Consider the following 18,730-nt stretch of genomic DNA (forward strand, 5'->3'; position numbering starts at 1 on the left):
TCATGTTCGACAGAATCCTGGCTTTATTCGTGTTGGCGTTGGTACTGGGGGTGCCCCTGGGCCTGATCTTCCTGGTCACCGGGCAGTTCCTGATGGACTTCGTGTTTTTCTACCCGTTGTTCATGTCTGCGCTGTGGATCGCCGGCGGCCTGTACTTCTGGCTGCACTGGGAGCGCCACTGGCCGTGGAAGGAAGACACCCCGGCGCCGACCCTGGCCGGCAACCCGCTGATCTCGATCATCATCCCTTGCTACAACGAAGGCGATAACGTCGCCGACACCATGGCCGCCGCGTTGGCCCAGGTGTATCCGAACATCGAAGTGATCGCGGTCAACGACGGTTCCAGCGACAACACCGCCGCCGTGCTCGACGCGCTGGCGCTGCAACACCCACGCCTGCGCGTGCTGCACCTGGCGCAGAACCAGGGCAAGGCCGTGGCCCTGCGCATGGGGGCGGTGGCCGCGCGCAGCGAATACCTGGTGTGCATCGATGGCGATGCGTTGCTCGACAAAAACGCGGCGGCCTATATGGTTGCGCCGATGCTCGACAACCCGCGCCTGGGCGCCGTGACCGGCAACCCGCGTGTACGCACACGCTCAACCCTGATCGGCCGGGTACAGGTGGGCGAGTTCTCCTCGATCATCGGCCTGATCAAGCGTACCCAGCGCGTGTTCGGGCGGATCTTCACCGTGTCGGGGGTGGTGGTGGCGTTCCGTAAGAAGGCGCTGAACCGCATCGACTACTGGAGCACCGACATGATCACCGAGGACATCGACGTGAGTTGGAAGCTGCAGCTCGACCACTGGGCGATCTTCTACGAGCCGCGCGCGCTGTGCTGGATCCTCATGCCCGAAACCGTCGGCGGCCTGTGGAAACAGCGCCTGCGCTGGGCCCAGGGCGGTGCTGAAGTGCTGTTCAAAAATATCCGCGGCATCTGGCAATGGCGCCATCGCTACCTGTGGCCGCTGCTGTTCGAGTACTGCCTGTCCACCGGCTGGGCGTTCACCTTCCTGCTCTCGGTGTTTTTCTGGGGGCTGGGTAAATTCATGGTGTTGCCGCAGGCGATTACCGTCGTCTCCCTGGTGCCCCCGGCGTTTACCGGACTGGTCCTGGCAATGGTGTGCCTGCTGCAGTTCGCGGTGAGCATCCTGATCGACCGGCGCTACGAAAAAGACCTGTGGAAAACCCTGTTCTGGACCGTGTGGTACCCGATGGTGTTCTGGCTGGTGAGCCTGTTCACCACGCTGGTCAGCTTTCCCAAGGTGTTGTTTAACCAGCACCAGAAACGCGCCCGCTGGGTCAGCCCGGACCGTGGTATCAAACCTGCCCAAGAGGAGGCGTGACGATGAAACTGGTCAGAACCCGCCAGCACCTGATGATGTGGATCATCGATGTGTTGCTCACCCTGCTGGCCTGGGGCGGCCTGGTCTGGCTGCTGGCCCGGGGCATGAGCGCGATGCTCGAAACCCACGGCGGCCCGCGCCTGGAAGCGCCGATTTTCGCCGCGCTCAACACCTTGCAGATCTATCTGTGGATCGCCCTGTTCAACGCCGTGATCCTGATCGCCTGGGCGCGCTACCAGCAGCGCAAAGGGCGAAGATTCGCCCAGCGGCGCGCCGAGGCGAATGCGCTCAGCGACCAGCACTTGAGTGAAAGTTTCAACCTCGGCGCGGGCGACCTGGAGCAACTGCGCCGGCCTGGCGTGCTGGTGATCCACAACGATGAAGAGGGTGGCGTGGGAGAAGTGAAGTCCCACGTATCCCGCGACGTCGAGCGCCCCGGCCTGGCCCTGGTGCCCGGCTCGGAAAAAGACAAGGGCATTGGCTAGGCTCTTCCAATGCTGCGAATACCCAATGTGGGAGGGTAAAGATCATTCCCACGCTCCCGCGTGGGAATGCCTCCTCGGACGCTCCGCGTCCCGCCAACCGCTCACACAGGTGACGCGGAGCGTCACGGGCTGCATTCCCACGCGGAGCATGGGAACGATCCCCTAGGCGCAGCGGTTCAATCCCTGTTCTCGAAATTCCGATAAGTGGGATCCAATTCACAAAACCCCCGCGAACTTTCCTCCAATCCCCGGTACTAACCTAGCGACGACACCTGATGGCTAAATAATGGCGATCAATGGCTGCTCAGTCGAATGCTCATCGAAACAGCTGCCGCCGGTCGGATTAAACGTTCCAGCAATCGGCCTTAACGCTGTTAGATAATTAAATTTTGTTACTAATCAATACATTAAGTGTCTGGCACCCTTGAACACCCAACAGCCCAGCGTCTTGGACTGCTGGAAGTTCGATGTTAGTTTGCCGGCCCTTGATTTTCGACGGATCGAACATGCCTCTGTTAATGCCACGGACTCGGTTTCTTCTATGCACTGTCTTGCTCACTTGCCTGGGCCTGAACACTGCATTCGCCGCCCCCACCCCCGGCGACCAGGACCTGATCCGCGACCGTCAAAACCGCCTGCTCGAAGAGCAGCAACGGCGTCTGCAGGAACTCCAGGACCTGCCCGGCAAGGCAATCAAGCCCGAAGCCCCGGCCACCTCCGCCGACACGCGCTGCTTTCCGATCCAGGACATCGAACTCAAAGGCGCCGACAGCCTGCCGGCCTCCGACCGCGCGCGCCTGCTCAAGCCCTACATCGGCCAGTGCCTGGGCGTGTCCCAGCTCAACGAACTGCTCAAGGCCATCACCGACTACTACCTCGGCAAAGGCCGCGTCACCAGCCGTGCCTACCTGCCGCAGCAGGATCTCTCCAGCGGCCACCTGCAAGTGCTGGTGGTGGAAGGCAAGCTCGAAGCCCTGAAAAGCGCCGAAGGCAGCACGGTGACCGAGCGCGAATTGGCCATGGCCTTTCCCGGCAAGGTCGGCGAGGCGCTGAACCTGCGCGAAATCGAGCAACTGGTGGACCAGCTCAACCGCCTGCCGTCCAAACAGGCGCAGATGGAGCTGACCCCCGGCAGCCAGGTCGGCGGCAGCGACGTGGTGGTCAAGAACACCGCACAAAAGCCTTGGCGCGCCAGCCTGTCGCGCAACAACGACGGCCAGAAAAGCACCGGCGAACAGCAATGGGGCGCCGGCCTTGAGTGGGACAGCCCGCTGGGCCTGGGCGACCAGTTGATGCTGCGCGGCGGCCACGACGCCATCAGCGACCATCAGAAAACCTCGAAAAACACCCTGCTTTACTACAACGTACCGTGGGGCTGGTGGAACTTCAGCTACAGCTACAACGAGAGCGACTACCGCACCTACCTGTTCGTCGATAACGCCAAGTACAAGCAGGACGGCGACAACCAGAACCACCAACTGCGCGCCGAGCGGGTGATTCACCGCGATGACGTGAGCAAGACCTCGGTCAACGTCGGCCTGGCGCACCTGCGCACCAACAACTACCTCCTCGACGTGCGCACCGCGCCCAGCAGCAACCGCCTCAGCGAACTGCAACTGGGCATCAACCACGGCCGGCGCATCGGCAGCGCCTTCGTCAACCTCGACCTGGGCATGCAAAACGGCATCGGCCTGCTCGACGCCCAGTCGCAGGAAGAGCGCGATGAATTTGGCCGGCGTCAGCCGAATTCGCGCTACCGCAAATACACCGCCACCGTCAGCTACCTGCAACCGTTCAGCCTGTGGGGCGAGTCGTTCAGCTTCAGCAGTTTGGCCACCGGCCAACGCAGCGAAGACATCCTCTTTTCGCCCCAGCGCATGAGCCTCGGCGGTTCGGCCTCGGTGCGCGGCTTCAAGGACCAACTGCTGACCGGCGACAGCGGCGGCTACTGGCGCAACGAAGTGCGCTGGGCGCGCCCGGTGACCCTCGACTGGATGCGCCCGGCCTTTTTCGAATACGGCGCCAGCGTCGGCTACGACCAGGGCGTGATCAGCAACGACCGCTACAACGACAACCTGCATGGGCGGGTCTCCAGCAACTCCCTGGAACTGTTCGCTCGCGGTAAAAACGTCAGCACCAGCGTGACCTTTGCCCATTCGTTAGAAAGACCTGGCGTGATCACCGAGCGCGAAGCGCCGATCTACTTCCGCATGGATTTCTTCCTGTAATTCAACGCCCCGCTGCAATGAGAACCTGACAATGGACGTCCGCCAATTCGCCTTCCTGGCCCGCCAACCTTCTGCCGCCCTGAAGCCGCGCAACGCGTTCTTCGGCCTGCCCAAGCGCGGGCTGGCGTTGATCCTCGCCAACGCGTTGTTCTGGCAGCCGCTGCTGGCCCAGGCCGAGGGCATCGTGGTCAGCGCGCCGGGTACCACGGTGGGTGCGGCGGGCAATGGCGTACCGGTGGTGAACATCGCCACGCCCAATGGCGCAGGCTTGTCCCATAACCAGTTCCAGCAGTACAACGTCGGCCCCAACGGCGTGATCCTCAACAACGCCACCGGCACCGTGGTGAACACCCAGCTGGGCGGCTACATCGTCGGCAACCCCAACCTCAAGGGCGGCGCGGCCAGCGTCATCCTCAACGAAGTCAACGGCGGCAGCGCCAGCCAGTTGCGCGGTTATACCGAAGTGGCGGGGCAGTCGGCCAAGGTCATCGTCGCCAACCCGTACGGGATTACCTGCAGCGGCTGCGGCTTTATCAACACGCCGAACGTGACCCTGACCACCGGCAAACCGGTGCTCGACCCGACCGGCCAGCTCAAAAGCTACCAGGTCGACGGCGGCGCCGTGACCATCGACGGCGAAGGCCTGAACGCCAGCAACGTCGACCGCTTCGACATCATCACCCGCTCGGCCAAGATCAACGCGCAGATCAACGCCCGCGAACTCAACGTGATCGCCGGGCGTAACGACGTCGATGCAAAAACGCTCAATGCCACGCCACGCGCCGACGACGGCAGCGCCAAGCCCGAGCTGGCGATTGACTCGTCGGCGCTGGGCGGCATGTATGCGGGTGCGATCAAACTGGTGGGCACCGAGGCCGGCGTGGGCGTGAAGCTCGACGGCACGCTGGCGGCCAGTGGTGGGGATATCCAGCTCGATGCCAATGGGCGCTTGAGCATGGCGCAGGCGGCGGCCACCGGCAACGTTAAGGTCACGGCGCAAAATGTCGATCTAACCGACAAGGTCTACGCCGGTAAAGCGCTGGACGTGCAAGCCCAAGGCGATCTCATCAACCGCAAAAGCCTCGCCGCACGTGACCGCATCGCGCTGTCCAGCGGCGGCACGCTGACCAACAGCGACGTCATCGAAGCCGGCGTCAACGCCGATAACACCCGTAACACGGCGGGTGATGTGAGCCTGCGCGCCACGACCCTCAACAACACCGGCACCAGCGTCATCGCCAGTCGTGCGTTGACCGTTGATGCCCAAGCCTTGAACAACCAGGGCGGCACCCTCAGCGCCCGGCAACACACCAGCGTCACGGCGGCTGCGCTCGATAACCGCAACAAGGGACGAGTCCTCAGCAACGCCGCGCTGGAGGTCAGCGCCAGCGAACTGCAGAACGGCCAGGGCGGATTGGTCACCAGCAATGGGCCACTGACCGCCAACGTGGGCGCGGTGCAAAATACCGGCGGCGAAATCTCCAGCCTGGACACGGCCACCCTGACGGTGACCACCTTGGACAACGTCGCGGGCCTGGTCACCGCAGGCAAGGCGTTGAGCCTCAGCGCCGGCACGCTCGACAACCAGAACGGGCTGGTCACCAGCCAGGGCGTCCTTCACCTCACCGGTAATCGCCTGGACAACCGCCAGAAAGGCCTGGTCGCCAGCACCGGCGGCGTGCAGATCGACGTCGCCAACATCGACAACCGCAACGGCGAGCTGTCCAGCCGTGCGGGCGTGGCGGTAAACGGCACGCAGTTGGATAACAGCGATGGCGGCCTGGTAGTGGCCGGCAGCGGCTTGAACCTGAACGTCGATCAATTGCTCAATCGCAACCAGGGCCTGATCAGCAGCGAAGGGCTGCTCACCGTGACCGCGGGCACCTTGGTCAACCGTGGTGGCGCGCTCTCAAGCGCTGGCCCGCTGACCATCGGCGCCCGTGACGCGGTGGACAACCAGGGCGGGCGCCTGGTGACCGACGGCACCCTGACCCTGACCAGCGCAAGCGTCGACAACAGCCAGCAAGGCACCCTCAGCGCACGTGATGCGTTGCGTATCGACACCCGTGACCTGAACAACCAGCAAGGCGGCCAGGTGACCAGCGCCACCGGCCTGACCCTCGAACTCAATCGGGGCCAATTCAACAACCAGGGCGGGCTGATCAACGGCCCGCTGTTGGTGCTCAACAACCTCAAGGATGTGAATAACCAGGGCGGCGAGATTTCCAGCAGCCAGGCATTCACGCTCACTGCCGACAACCTCGACAACAGCGGCGGTAAAGTGCTCGGCAATACTGCCCTGACCCTGCGCATCGGCCAGGCCCTGGCGAACGTCAAGGGCATGATTGCCGCCGCTGCGGTGGATGCACGCGCCGCCAGCCTGGACAACAGCGGCGGTACCCTCACCAGCCGTGGCGACACCGTGCTCAACGTGAGTGGCCCATTGACCAACCGGGCCCAGGGCCTGATCAACGCGGCCAACCTTCTGAGCATCAATACCGCGAGCCTGGATAACCAGGGCGGCTCGTTGCTGGGCAGCGCGATTGCCGTGGACTTCGGCAGTGCCACCGGCGATCTGAATAACTCTGGTGGCCTGATCACCACCGCCGGCAACCTGAGCATCGATCACCTGCGCGACTTGAATAACCAGGGCGGTGAACTCTCCAGCGCGCAAACCCTGAACCTCGGTGGACGCACCCTCGACAACAGCGCGGGCAAGCTGATCAGCAATAACCTGCTGGTGCTCAACGCCGACACGCTGATCAACCAAAACGGGTTGATGTCCGGCTGGCAAGGCCTGAACGCCACTGCCGCAAGCCTGGACAACCGCAACAGCGGCACTCTGTCGAGCCGTTACGGCGCCCTCAATGCCACACTCACCGGCAGCCTGCTCAACAGCGGCGCGGGTGCGTTGGTCAGCCAGAAGGCGCTCACGGTCAGCGCCGCCGAGTTGGATAACAGCGACAAGGGCGTGCTTTCCAGCGCCACCGAACAAAACCTCAAGGTCACCGGCCTGCTGAACAACGCCAACGGTGGCGCCATCGACAGCGGCACGGCCCTGGACCTGACCGCGCGGAACCTGGACAACAGCGCCGGCAACATCAGCGGCGGCACCGACACCAGCCTGGACCTGCTGGCGACCCTGACCAATACCAACGGCAAATTGGCCAGCGGCGGCTCGCTGTTGATCAACCGAGCGGCGCAGATCAACAACCAGGGCGGGCAGCTCGCCAGCCAAGGCCTGTTGACGCTGCTGACCGGCGGCCTGGATAACCGTAATCGCGGCACACTGGCCGCCAATGATCGCCTGAGCATCACCGCCAGCGGCCTGGTGCAGAACGGCAGCGATGGCCTGATCTACAGCCAGAACGCTGACCTCAAGCTCAGCGCCAACCGGCTGGACAACGGCAAAGGCGCCGTGCAAAGCCAGAACGGTCTGACCCTCGACGTGGTCGACGCTGTCGACAACCAGAGCGGAAAATTGATCGCCCAGACCGGCGACCTGACTATCAAAGCCGCCAGCCTCGACAACCGTGGCGGCACCCTCGCCAGCCTTAAGGCCCTGCTCCAGACCCGAGTCGTCGGCGTGCTGCGCAACGGCTACGACCTCAACAACAATCGCCAGGGCGGTGTGATGCAGGGCCAAACCCTGGACCTGCAAGCCGGCGCCGTGGACAACTATGGCGGACGCATTTCTGCGCAGGGTGGCAACGGCCTGGTCACCACCGGCAATTTCGATAACCGCAACGGCGGGCTTTATGCCAAAGGCCTGATGCGCGTGGTTGGGCACGATTTCGATAACAGCGGCGACAACGATGGCCAGATAGCTGCCCAACAGATCGACCTCGACCTGAGCGGCGCACTGAACAACCGCCTGGGCATCATCGAAAGTGAGTCCACCCTCAAGGTGCACGCCGCCAGCCTCGACAACCAGACCGGACGCCTGCGTGCCCTGGGCCCCGACGGCACGACTGAGTTCGCCATCGGTGGCGTGTTCGACAACCGCAACGGCGTGCTGGAAACCGCCAACACCAACCTGACACTGGACGCCGGCAGCCTGCAAAACCTTGGCGGTAGTGTGCTGCACGTGGGCACCGGCAACTTCGGCATTGCCCCCGCCAACCTCAATGACGTCGGCGGCAGCCTGGTGACGCGGGGCGACCTGACCATCACCCGGGACAACTGGACCAACAGCAGCGTGATCCAGGCCGGGCAACTGACGGTCAACGTCAACACGCTCGACCAGACAACAACCGGCCAATTGCTCGGCGCCCGGCGCTTTATCGGCAGCGGCGGCAACTGGTCCACCAACGGCCTGATCGCCAGCGACGGCGACCTCGACCTGAGCTTGAGCGGCGCGTTGAACAGCACCGGGCGCATCAGCAGCCTGGGCAAGCTGAACCTGACCGCCGCCCAGGCCAACTTGAGCGACACCGCCAGCATCGCCGGCGGCGGCGTGACCCGCGCAACCATCAGCGGCACCCTGAACAACCGTGGCCGCCTGACCTCGGCCACCGACCTGCTGATCGACGCGGGCGCGCTCAACAACTACGCCACGCTTGGCAGCGGGCAAGCGCTCACGGTCACCACTGGCGCGTTGCTCAACGACCACGGCCTGATCTTCAGCGGCGCTGACATGAGCCTGCGCGTGGCGTCGCTGAACAACAGCTACGGCGACATCTACAGCATGGGCAACCTGAGCGTCGATCGCGACGGCAAGGGTGGGTTGGCTGACAGCATTATCAACAGCTCTTCGAGCATGCAGAGTGACGGTGACCTGAGCCTGACCGCCGCCGCGATCAAAAATGAACGTGCGGTACTGACCGTCAATGATGCTGGCGTATATACCGCCTCCGCCACGGAAGGCACGTGCATCGAGTACGTCAACGCCGGTGACTGCCATGCTGGTGGCACGGGGCGTAACTACGTGTGGGAAGTGGTGACCCGCGACAAACTGGAGGTGACCGCGGCCAGTGCCGGTTCGAGCATCACTTCGGGCGGTAACATGACCCTGGCCGGCGGCGACCTGCTCAACAGCAGCAGTTCGATTGCAGCCGGCGGCAACTTCACGGCGCGCCTGAACAACCTCGTCAACACGGGGATCGAAACCGGCGAGACCGAGACCTATCGGCTCTTTACATCAAGACGCACCGAGCATCCAAGTAGCTGGTTCAACGCCGCTCGCGCACTGACCAATAAGTATTGGTATCTAAGCCCTGGCTACACGCCCAATGACCTTGGCGGCCTGGAAGCAACCGTGGCCAACTTCATTGGCATGATGGAGAGCGAGCGCACCCAGTTCGGCAAAGTCACCAAAATCGCCAGCGATGATCAGCGTTACGCCGCCGTGATTCAGGCTGCCGGCGCGGTGGACGTCAAGGCGCAAGCCGGTATCGACAACAGCGTGGTGCGCCTGGGTTACCACTACATCGGTGCGGGCGCAAAAACCCCAACCGACGCCACGGGCGCCAGCGCCGCCGCCGGTTACTCGACCCGCATCACCCTCAACGCGCAATTGCCCCCGGACCTGGCCCAGCAGCAGATCAACCCGCTGAGCTTGCCCGGCTTCACCTTGCCCAGCGGCCAGGGCGGCCTGTTCCGCCTCAGCGGCCAAAGCGCCAGCGCGCCGGCCAGTACCGGACCGCAAGGCTGGACCCTGGGCGGCGGCAGCGTAGACCGGGCCCCGGTTTCCGGGCCGGTGGTAGCCGGCACCGGCACCTCGGCCGACGGTGTAACTATCAATCGCGTGCAAGGCCTGCCCGACAGCCAGTTCGTCTCCAACCCACAGAAATACCTGATCGAAACCAACCCGCAGCTGACCAACCTCAGGCAGTTCCTCAGTTCCGATTACCTGCTGTCCAAGCTCGGCTACGACCCCGACCAGGCGCAAAAACGCCTGGGTGACGGCCTCTATGAACAACGCCTGATCCAACAGGCGGTCATTGCCCGCACCGGCCAGCGCTTCATCGACGGCCAAACCAGTGACACGGCGATGTTCAAGTACCTGATGGACAACGCCATCGGCAGCCGTCAGGCGCTCAACCTGTCGGTAGGTGTAAGCCTCACCGCCGAACAAGTGGCGGCCCTGACCCACGACATCGTGTGGATGGAAAACGCCACCGTCGCCGGCCAGCAAGTGCTGGTGCCCGTGCTCTACCTGGCCCAGGCCAACAACCGCCTGGCGCCCAATGGCGCGTTGATCACCGGCAGCGATCTGAGTCTGGTAAGCGGCGCAGACCTCAACAACGTCGGCACCCTGCGCGCCACCAACAACCTCGCCGCCAGCGCCGGGCGCAACATGGTCAACAGCGGCCTGACCCAGGCCGGCAACCGCCTCGACCTGCTCGCCGGCAACAGCCTGACCAACCGCGCCGGCGGCATCATTGCCGGACGCGATGTCAGCGTGGGCGCGATCAGCGGCGATGTCCTCAATGAGCGCAGCGTCACCAGCCACCAGAGCAGTAGCGGCTACCGCACCGAACGCACCGACTTCGTCGACAACGCCGCGCGCATCGAAGCCGCCAACAGCCTGACCCTGCAAGCCGGTCGCGACGTCAACAGCACCGGCGGTGTACTCAAGAGTGGCGCCGACACGCGCCTGCAAGCCGGGCGTGACGTGAACCTGGCGACCGCCGAACAGCGTAACGCCAATATCGTCAGCACCTACTCACGCAGCAGCAGCGCGACGCAGTACGGCACGGTGGTAGAAGCCGGGCGGGACTTCCAGATTGTGGCGGCACGGGACATCAGCGCCATCGGCAGCCAGTTGAATGCAACGCGTGATCTGGCGATGGTGGCCAAGGGCAATTTGAACCTGGCTTCGGCGGCGAATGAACAGCATTCGGCGTTTAATTCCAAGAAGGTCACCAGTCAAGAGGATCATGTTCAGCAGGTATCGACTGTGCTCAAGGCAGGCGGTGACGCCACCCTGAGCGCCGGGCAGAACCTGCAACTGATAGCCAGCCAAGTGGATGCGGGCAAAGAAGCCTACCTGGTCGCGGGCAATGACCTAGCCCTCAAGGCGGCTGAAAATCAGGACTACAGTTTCTACAGCAAAACCAAGAAGACCTCGTCCGGGAAAAAATTCCGCCTGGATGAGACTTCTGCCATCAACAATGTCGGCAGCTTGGTCAGCGCGGGCACCAACAGCACCGTCGTGGCGGGTGCAAACCTGTTGCTGGCTGGCAGCGCCGTCACCGCCGAAAAAGGCGCGGCGCAACTGGTCGCTGGTCAGGACGTGAACATCCTGGCCGCCACTAACTCAGACAGCGCCCGTCACGAACGCAAGGAAAGCAAAAGCAGCTGGGGCGGCCTGAAGTCGAGCAAGGTTCAGGACAAAGTCGACGAAAAACGCACCACCGCCCTGGGCAGCATGGTCTCCGGCGAAACCGTCACCATCGCCGCCAAACGCGATGCCACGGTCACCGGCTCGTCCCTGGTCAGCACCGGCGACCTCGCCGTCCAGGCCGGCCGCGACCTGACCATCGATGCGGCGCAGAACACCTTCGCCCGCACCGACATGCACAAGGAAAAAAATCGCGACCTCACCGGCGTGCTGACCGGCAACAAGCTCGGTCTGGACGACATGACCGGCAACCAGAAGCTGTACATCAACAGCTCGAAGCACAATGGCACGGCCAATGAAATGACCTTGACCGGCAGCACTATTGGCTCGAGTGCGGGCAATGTGTCGTTGACAGCGGGGCGTGAGTTGAAGGTGGTGGCCAGTGATCTGGTGAGCACCAAGAACATGGAGTTGAGTGGTGCCAATGTCACCGTCACCTCGGGTGTGGAGACTGCCAATCAGACCAGTAAGGACAGTTCCAAGAGCTTGGCCGTTGGGCGCGTGATCGCGGGCTCGGTAGTGGACACCGCCACCAGCATGCGCGACGCCGTCAAAGCGGCCCGTAGTGCTGATGATCCACGCCTCAAGGCAGTCAAAATCGCCCAGGCTGCCCTCGCCGCCTACAACCTGAACGGCCAGGCTTCGGACGCCAATGCGCAAAGCTCCGGTTTCAAAAATAAAATCGGCGGCACGCCCGGCAACGGTTCGCTGATCAAGATCGGCACTGAACTGGCCAATAACCGCAGCAAGAACAGCAGCGAATTCAACAGCGTCACCGCCAAGCAGAGCACGCTCAACGCAGGGCAGGACTTGTCGATCGTTGCCACGGGCGCAGCGGTGGGTACTCAGGGTGATATCCAGATCACCGGAAGCAGCTTGAAAGCCGCCAACACCTTGTTGTTAGCCAAAAACGATGTGTTGATGCAAAGCGCACAGAACACCACCGACCGCAAAAACGAAGGGTCGAAAAATAAAACCGCCATTGGCGCCAGCTTCAATATTGGCGAGCAAAACGGCTTCACCCTCGACCTCGGAGCGCAGGGTGCCAAGAACAATGGCAATGGTAACTCCGTCACTCAGGTCAACAGCACCCTCGATACCGGCAGCCTGTTGTTGCAAAGCGGCGGCGATACCACTCTGAAAGGCGCCCAGGTCCGCGCGGACCGTATCAAGGCAGATATTGGCGGCAACCTCAATATCATCTCCCTCCAGGACATCGAGTCGTCGCGCAGCAAACAGAGCAGCGCGGGCTTCGGCGCGAGTATTTGCATCCCGCCGTTCTGCTACGGTGCCACCGTCGCGGGCTCGGCGAACCTTGCCGCCGCGAATATGAACAGCGACTACAAGGGCGTGACCGATCAGAGCGGTTTGTATGCGGGTACAGGCGGCTACGACATCAATGTCGGCAGGACCACCACCCTGCAAGGCGCGGTGATTGCCAGTGAGGCGTCAGCTGATAAGAACCGCCTAAGCACTGACCGCCTGATTGTCAGCGATATCAAGAATGTCAGCGAAATCAAAAGCCAGTCTGCCGGTATTTCGGTGTCTTCCAGCAGTACCAGCGGTGCGTCTATGGGCGGCAGCATCCCGATAGCACTCAAGGAGAAAGACCATAGCTACACCCGTAGCGCGGTCAGCGAAGGCACGATTGTGGTTCGCAATGCCGAAGGCACCAATGATTTGGTGGGGTTGAACCGCGACACTGCCAATGCCAATCAGAAGCTCGACCGGCCTGATGAAAAGGCCATGCAAGAGCGTATTGACCTGATCCAAAGCTCGGCGCAGTTGGCCAGTGGGGTGATCAGTGCGGTGGGCAGGGCGAAGGCGGATGAGGCCAAGAAGCTTGGGCAGGCGGCGAAGGAACAAGCAGACGCAGGTGCGCCTGGTGCTGCTGATACCGCCCGTGCCGCCGATCTGGCTTATTCGGAAGCCAAGCGCTGGCAGTTCGGCGGCGACAAGAAAATGATGGCGGATATCGCGACGGGACTGATCGCCGCGGGCCTAGGTGGCGCGCCCGTCGGTACGACAGTCGGTATCGTCGCCAATACAGCGTCTAGCGAGATCTTCAAGCGAGTGGGTGATTACGCCGAGGCGCAATCCCTGAACCCGAAATCGGACGCGGCCACCCGAGCTGCATGGGCAGAAGGTGGAGCAGCACGCGTCATGTTGCATGCGTTGGCAGGTGCCGCCATGGGGTTGTCCAGCGGCAGCGTGGAAAGTGGCGCGTTGGGGGCCGGTGCTTCTGCTGCGTTGATGCCCTCGATTGCAAAGGCGCTGGAAAACAGCAAATTATCTGAGGCCAGCCAGGACAACATCGCCGCGTTGGTTGCGACCGGGATCGGCGCTGGAGCAGGCGCCGGGAATGGCATCGGCGGCGCGGCTGTCGGGAGTGGGACAGGTTACGGCGTCGAAGTATTCAATCGCCAACTTCACCTGACCCAAGAGGTGCCAATTCTCAAGAAGAAAGCCGAAGAGCTAGAGAAAACGCAGGGCAAGCCAAAGTCGGATGCCTTGTGGGAAGACTTGCTACGTATGGCAGCAGGATCAAAGGTCGATGCCGTAGAAAACGCCCGTTTAGATGCACTGGAAAAAAACTGGGGCAGCGATCCGACGCGGGATTGGCTTGAACGTGATTTGGCGATTGCCAAAGGCGCGATTCAAGAATTGGCGGACCAGAAGATTCCATTAACGTGGAAAGACGGCACTGCAATTATCGCCAATGGCTCTGCGGTTTATGCTTTTAATTCGACCAAAGAGCAGTTTGTAGACACAAGCTTGTTTAATGGTACGGGCGCCGGCCTTTATGGCGAATTGCGCTTGACTGACAAATGGGCTCAATACGGTCGGGAGCAGGCAGATGCTCATGCGACAGAAATCATTAACGTCTCTACCAACGAGCTGGCTTCAAAAGACGCGATGTCGAGGCTGTTGGTATTAGCCAGGAAATCGGCAGAACCGGTCACGGTGATTGACGATACGTTGCTTTCTCTCACTGGTGTACGCATAGGCGCGAAGATTTCAGAGATCGTTGCTGCTGCCTTGGCGAAAAGAAAGTTGGCGACGGAGGAGTCGGGTGAGCTTTTAGCCCAAGGTGCGAAAGGGTTCACCGAACTGTCGAGTCAGGCTCGTCGTTATCTTAAAGATCTCGAAGCGCAGACCGGATTTAAAGTGACAGATGAACAACGTGCTAACCTCGCCAACATTTTGCGCGAGCAAGAATTTACCAAGCTTTCTCCGGAATTGTCTGACATTAATAGGAAGCAGTTCAATAAAGTGAAGAATGATTTAATCAGTCAGTGGGAGGCCAATACAGGCCAAATGTGGCCGCGCTATACTGAGGACGTTATTGCTAAAAATGGCCTTACAGTGTCACGAAAGGCGGGTCAACCTTTCGATGCGCATCATATTATTGAAAACAGCTTTGGGGGCCTAATGAATGGTGGAATATGCACCCTGCAAGATTTCCGGATCAGCACCAAGGTGGAATCCATCGCGCCGGAAGCGTAGCGCGAGAAATTTTCTTAGATAAAAAATAGAGAGGCTGTGATGGAGAACTTTGAAGTTTTGATGAGAGAGAAGAAGGATGAGCATTTGTTGGATGGGTTAGATGCTGTGGATGATGCAGTTTTACGTGCTATCAAAGAAAATTTTCAAAATGTTCCCGAAGATTACTTGGCATTCTTAAAAGAGTATGGAGCTGGAGAAATTGCCTATGCAGGTATCATGCTTTACAGCGGTTTTTTAGAGGCTGAAGAGATTTTTGATGCAGGTGCTGCGAACGATTTTCGGGATATTCAATTTTTCGGAGATGATATGCAGGGCCGATGCTTCGGCTTCGATACAAGCCACAGCTGGTCTATAGTCGAAGTGGATTCTTCGGATATGAGTGTTAGAAGATTATGTGATGAATTTTCTTATTTTGTATATGGTTTGCTGAGTTGAGATGGTGGGGGCGGGCGGGGTCAGACAACTTTTTTTCGAATGTCTGCGGGGCAAATTTTGACATTACGCTCTTTAAAAATTAGCTTTTTTATTTTCATTTGCTTGATGCTTTTTAAGAAAGGCGGTTATAAAAATAACCGCCCATTTTTTATTTATAAGTTTGGGAGAATAGGGGTCAGACCACGTTTTTGCGCAAAGCTCCGGTTTCAAAAATAAAATCGGCGGCACGCCCGGCAACGGTTCGCTGATCAAGATCGGTACTGAACTGGCCAATAACCGCAGCAAGAACAGCAGCGAATTCAACAGCGTCACCGCCAAGCAGAGCACGCTCAACGCAGGGCAAGACTTGTCGATCGTTGCCACGGGCGCAGCGGTGGGTACTCAGGGTGATATCCAGATCACCGGCAGCAGCTTGAAAGCCGCTAACACCTTGTTGTTAGCCAAAAACGATGTGTTGATGCAAAGCGCACAGAACACCACCGACCGCAAAAACGAAGGGTCGAAAAATAAAACCGCTATTGGCGCCAGTTTCAATATTGGCGAGCAAAACGGCTTCACCCTCGACCTCGGAGCGCAGGGTGCCAAGAACAATGGCAATGGTAACTCCGTCACTCAAGTCAATAGCACCCTCGATACGGGCAGCCTGTTGTTACAAAGCGGCGGCGATACCACTCTGAAAGGCGCCCAGGTTCGCGCGGACCGTATCAAGGCAGATATTGGCGGCAACCTCAATATCATCTCCCTCCAGGACACCGAGTCGTCGCGCAGCAAACAGAGCAGCGCAGGCTTCGGCGCGAGTATCTGCGTGCCTCCGTTCTGCTATGGCTCTACCGTAGCGGGCTCGGCGAACCTTGCCGCCGCGAATATGAACAGCGACTACAAGGGTGTGACCGACCAGAGCGGTTTGTATGCGGGCACGGGCGGCTACGACATTAATGTCGGCAAGACCACCACCTTGCAAGGCGCGGTGATTGCCAGCGAAGCGTCAGCTGATAAGAACCGGCTCAGCACGGATCGGCTGATCGTCAGCGATATCAAGAATGTCAGCGAGATCAAAAGTCAGTCTGCCGGTATTTCGGTGTCTTCCAGTAGTACCAGCGGTGCCTCGATGGGCGGCAGCATCCCGATAGCGCTCAAGGAGAAAGACCATAGCTACACCCGTAGCGCGGTCAGCGAAGGCACGATTGTGGTTCGCAGTGCCGAAGGTGCCAACGACCTGGTGGGGTTGAATCGCGATACCGCCAACGCCAATCAGAAACTCGACCGGCCTGATGAAAAGGCCATGCAAGAGCGTATTGACCTGATCCAAAGCTCGGCACAGTTGGCCAGTGGGGTGATCAGTGCGGTGGGGAAGGCGAAGGCGGATGAGGCGAAAGCACTGGCCGATAAAGCCAAAACCCAGACCGAAACCGGTTCGCCGGATGCCGCTGGAACGGTGCTCGCAGCGAATGCCGCTTATACGGAAGCCCAGCGCTGGCAGGTCGGTGGCGACAAACGCTTAATGGCCGATATCGCGTCCGGACTAGTCGCCGCAGGGCTGGGTGGCGCGCCTGTAGGAGCGACGGTGGGTATTGTCGCTAACACGGCCTCCAGCGATATCTTCAACAAGATTGGCGATTATGCCCAGTCGCGTGCGACTGATCCGAAGTCGGATGCGGCCACTCGGGCGGCATGGGCTGAAGGCGGTGCGGCACGTGTGATGTTGCACGCGTTGGCGGGGGCGGCTATTGGGTTGTCCAGTGGCAATGTGCAGAGTGGTGCATTGGGTGCGGGAGCTTCTGCGGCCTTGATGCCTAGCATTGCGGATGCACTGGGGAAAAATGGCATCAAGGGTGTGGATCAAGATGCAATGGCCGCCTTGATCGCGGCAGGCGCCGGGGCCGTGGTTGGCTCTGGGAGCGGTACCTCAGGTGCTGTTGTCGCGGGAGGAAACGCGATGTCGGTGGACGTCTATAATCGAGCAGCTCATGAGACGGAGATGGCGGCGATCAAGGCTGAGGCGCAGAAAGGCGACTTTACCGAGGCTAATCTGCGAAAAGCGTTGTGCTACGTTATTCAGTGCTGGGCTCAGTTGGATCGAGGTACCCAGGAGTATCACGATGCAGTTCTGACTGAGGCTGATATGGTCGGTTTGAGCAATGAACTTGCGTGGGCGGATGCTCAGAAAGACAAGGGCTTATTCAATTATTCGTTTACTGACAGCGTGAAGGACTGGGGCACGCGCGATGTTATTCCTCTGGCTGGTAGCGCAACCTCCTTGGTAAGCGGGGGCATTAGTGTAGGTTCTGGCGGGGTATTGTGTGCCACGGCCGCAGGCTGTGTATTTGGGGCGCCTATGATGACGTTTGGCGCGGGGAACATGTGGGAAGGCGGATCTGGCGTGTGGAACCATTACACCGGCTTAAATGACAACAGCAACCCCGTGAGAGCCGCCTTTGATCTTATCCCAGGTGGTTACGGACCTACGGTCTATAGCGGTGCCGATCTTGCTTTTTCAGTGGGAGCCGGTTTTGTGAAGGTACCTTTGAAATTAGGTCTTGCAGACGGCTTGAATAGGTCAAAATCAATGTTCGGTGTAACGGTGCGAAAATTTGATAACAACCAGTTCTACTTCTGGACTGGGAAGCCTATTCGCTATGGGAGCGCTGCAGCGGTTTACCTAAAATCTGTGGGTGAGAAGGGCTACACTTTCTATGAGGAGGCCTCTCGTGATAAGAATTAACCCTATTCGAATGTTCATTTTAGCGGTGGGCTTATTGGGCGTTGTTTATGGCATTAGTTTTTTTATAGCTGTTCTGATTTCCGGTTTCATCGGCGTCCTGCTAAAAACAACCGATGATTGGGTTTATCTTTGGATCGGCGCGCCACTTTCAATTGTCTTGGCTGTTTACTGGACAGTCAGCCGATGGGCGTATGTAAAGGAGTTCGTAACGGGCCGCAGAGGTTGGTAGACGCTTTATGCTAGTTAGGATGACTCTAACATGCCATCAAGCGAGTGAAATCAGCCTTGTACACCTACAGGTATTTATTGGGAGCATTGCTGTTGATCGCCGCATTACTCAATTGTTTTTTTCGATTTTGGGGCGATGCAAGGCCATTTTTTAGCGCGCTGATGCTCAGTTATGGTTTGGGCAAGCTGTATTTGCCTATCTGGGAGGTGGCTGGGATTTTCGGAAGTCGGCCGGCTTGGGGTACAGATACACTTCGACTTTGGCGTCGGGTCGCATCATGGCGAACGGGCTCCTGAGAGAATCGGGAGCACAGCATCCGACATCAGCTTAGCGCTTTGAATGTGGGGTTCATGGAGCGCTTACGAAGAAATAAATGGATCGGTGGGTTTTTCTTATCGATCTCACTGTTTTCCATGATTCTGGCGGCTAGCCTGCT

At 59.9% G+C, this 18,730-nt stretch carries 8 protein-coding genes; 7 read left to right on the forward strand and 1 reads right to left on the reverse strand.

Annotation, left to right across the window (positions count from 1 at the left end; all coding sequences use genetic code 11):
• Positions 1-2: 2 nt before the first annotated feature.
• The 5 genes from pgaC to C4J88_RS00840 all read left to right on the forward strand — a co-directional run bounded on the left by pgaC (position 3) and on the right by C4J88_RS00840 (position 15,343).
• On the forward strand, positions 3-1,343 hold the full coding sequence (pgaC, locus tag C4J88_RS00820; RefSeq protein ID WP_124360713.1) for a poly-beta-1,6-N-acetyl-D-glucosamine synthase: 1,341 nt from the start codon (positions 3-5) through the stop codon (positions 1,341-1,343).
• 2 nt (positions 1,344-1,345) lie between these two features.
• The gene (gene pgaD, locus C4J88_RS00825) at positions 1,346-1,828 is read left to right on the forward strand and encodes a poly-beta-1,6-N-acetyl-D-glucosamine biosynthesis protein PgaD (protein WP_124405957.1); all 483 of its coding nucleotides are present in this window, start codon (positions 1,346-1,348) and stop codon (positions 1,826-1,828) included.
• A gap of 506 nt (positions 1,829-2,334) precedes the next feature.
• On the forward strand, positions 2,335-4,056 hold the full coding sequence (locus C4J88_RS00830; RefSeq protein ID WP_124405958.1) for a ShlB/FhaC/HecB family hemolysin secretion/activation protein: 1,722 nt from the start codon (positions 2,335-2,337) through the stop codon (positions 4,054-4,056).
• 31 nt (positions 4,057-4,087) lie between these two features.
• On the forward strand, positions 4,088-14,908 hold the full coding sequence (locus C4J88_RS00835; RefSeq protein ID WP_218567113.1) for a hemagglutinin repeat-containing protein: 10,821 nt from the start codon (positions 4,088-4,090) through the stop codon (positions 14,906-14,908).
• 39 nt (positions 14,909-14,947) lie between these two features.
• Positions 14,948-15,343 (forward strand): SMI1/KNR4 family protein, encoded by a 396-nt coding sequence (locus C4J88_RS00840; RefSeq protein WP_124365354.1) that lies wholly within the window; start codon positions 14,948-14,950, stop codon positions 15,341-15,343.
• A gap of 72 nt (positions 15,344-15,415) precedes the next feature.
• Here the strand turns inward: C4J88_RS00840 and C4J88_RS27555 are convergent, their stop codons facing one another.
• Positions 15,416-15,706, reverse strand: a complete 291-nt coding sequence (locus C4J88_RS27555; protein WP_256659068.1) for a hypothetical protein — start codon at positions 15,704-15,706, stop codon at positions 15,416-15,418.
• Between C4J88_RS27555 and C4J88_RS00845 the strand changes: the two genes are divergently transcribed.
• The gene (locus C4J88_RS00845; RefSeq protein ID WP_256659119.1) at positions 15,609-18,065 is read left to right on the forward strand and encodes a hemagglutinin repeat-containing protein; all 2,457 of its coding nucleotides are present in this window, start codon (positions 15,609-15,611) and stop codon (positions 18,063-18,065) included. The two genes, C4J88_RS27555 and C4J88_RS00845, sit on opposite strands and share 98 nt — an antisense overlap.
• Positions 18,052-18,294 carry a hypothetical protein gene (locus tag C4J88_RS00850; protein WP_124405960.1) on the forward strand — a complete coding sequence of 81 codons (243 nt, stop codon included), beginning with the start codon at positions 18,052-18,054 and terminating at the stop codon, positions 18,292-18,294. The genes C4J88_RS00845 and C4J88_RS00850 overlap by 14 nt, the downstream gene beginning before the upstream one ends.
• The last annotated feature ends 436 nt before the right edge of the window (positions 18,295-18,730 follow it).

Origin of the sequence: Pseudomonas sp. R4-39-08, assembly GCF_003852275.1 — a bacterium.
Taxonomy (GTDB): Bacteria; Pseudomonadota; Gammaproteobacteria; order Pseudomonadales; family Pseudomonadaceae; genus Aquipseudomonas.

What these genes read in the sequence shown, in the direction of transcription:
- pgaC (WP_124360713.1), top strand. Translation starts at nt 3, where the DNA reads ATGTTCGACAGAATCCTGGCTTTATTCGTGTTGGCGTTGGTACTGGGG.
- pgaD (WP_124405957.1), top strand. Translation starts at nt 1,346, where the DNA reads ATGAAACTGGTCAGAACCCGCCAGCACCTGATGATGTGGATCATCGAT.
- C4J88_RS00830 (WP_124405958.1), top strand. Translation starts at nt 2,335, where the DNA reads ATGCCTCTGTTAATGCCACGGACTCGGTTTCTTCTATGCACTGTCTTG.
- C4J88_RS00835 (WP_218567113.1), top strand. Translation starts at nt 4,088, where the DNA reads ATGGACGTCCGCCAATTCGCCTTCCTGGCCCGCCAACCTTCTGCCGCC.
- C4J88_RS00840 (WP_124365354.1), top strand. Translation starts at nt 14,948, where the DNA reads ATGGAGAACTTTGAAGTTTTGATGAGAGAGAAGAAGGATGAGCATTTG.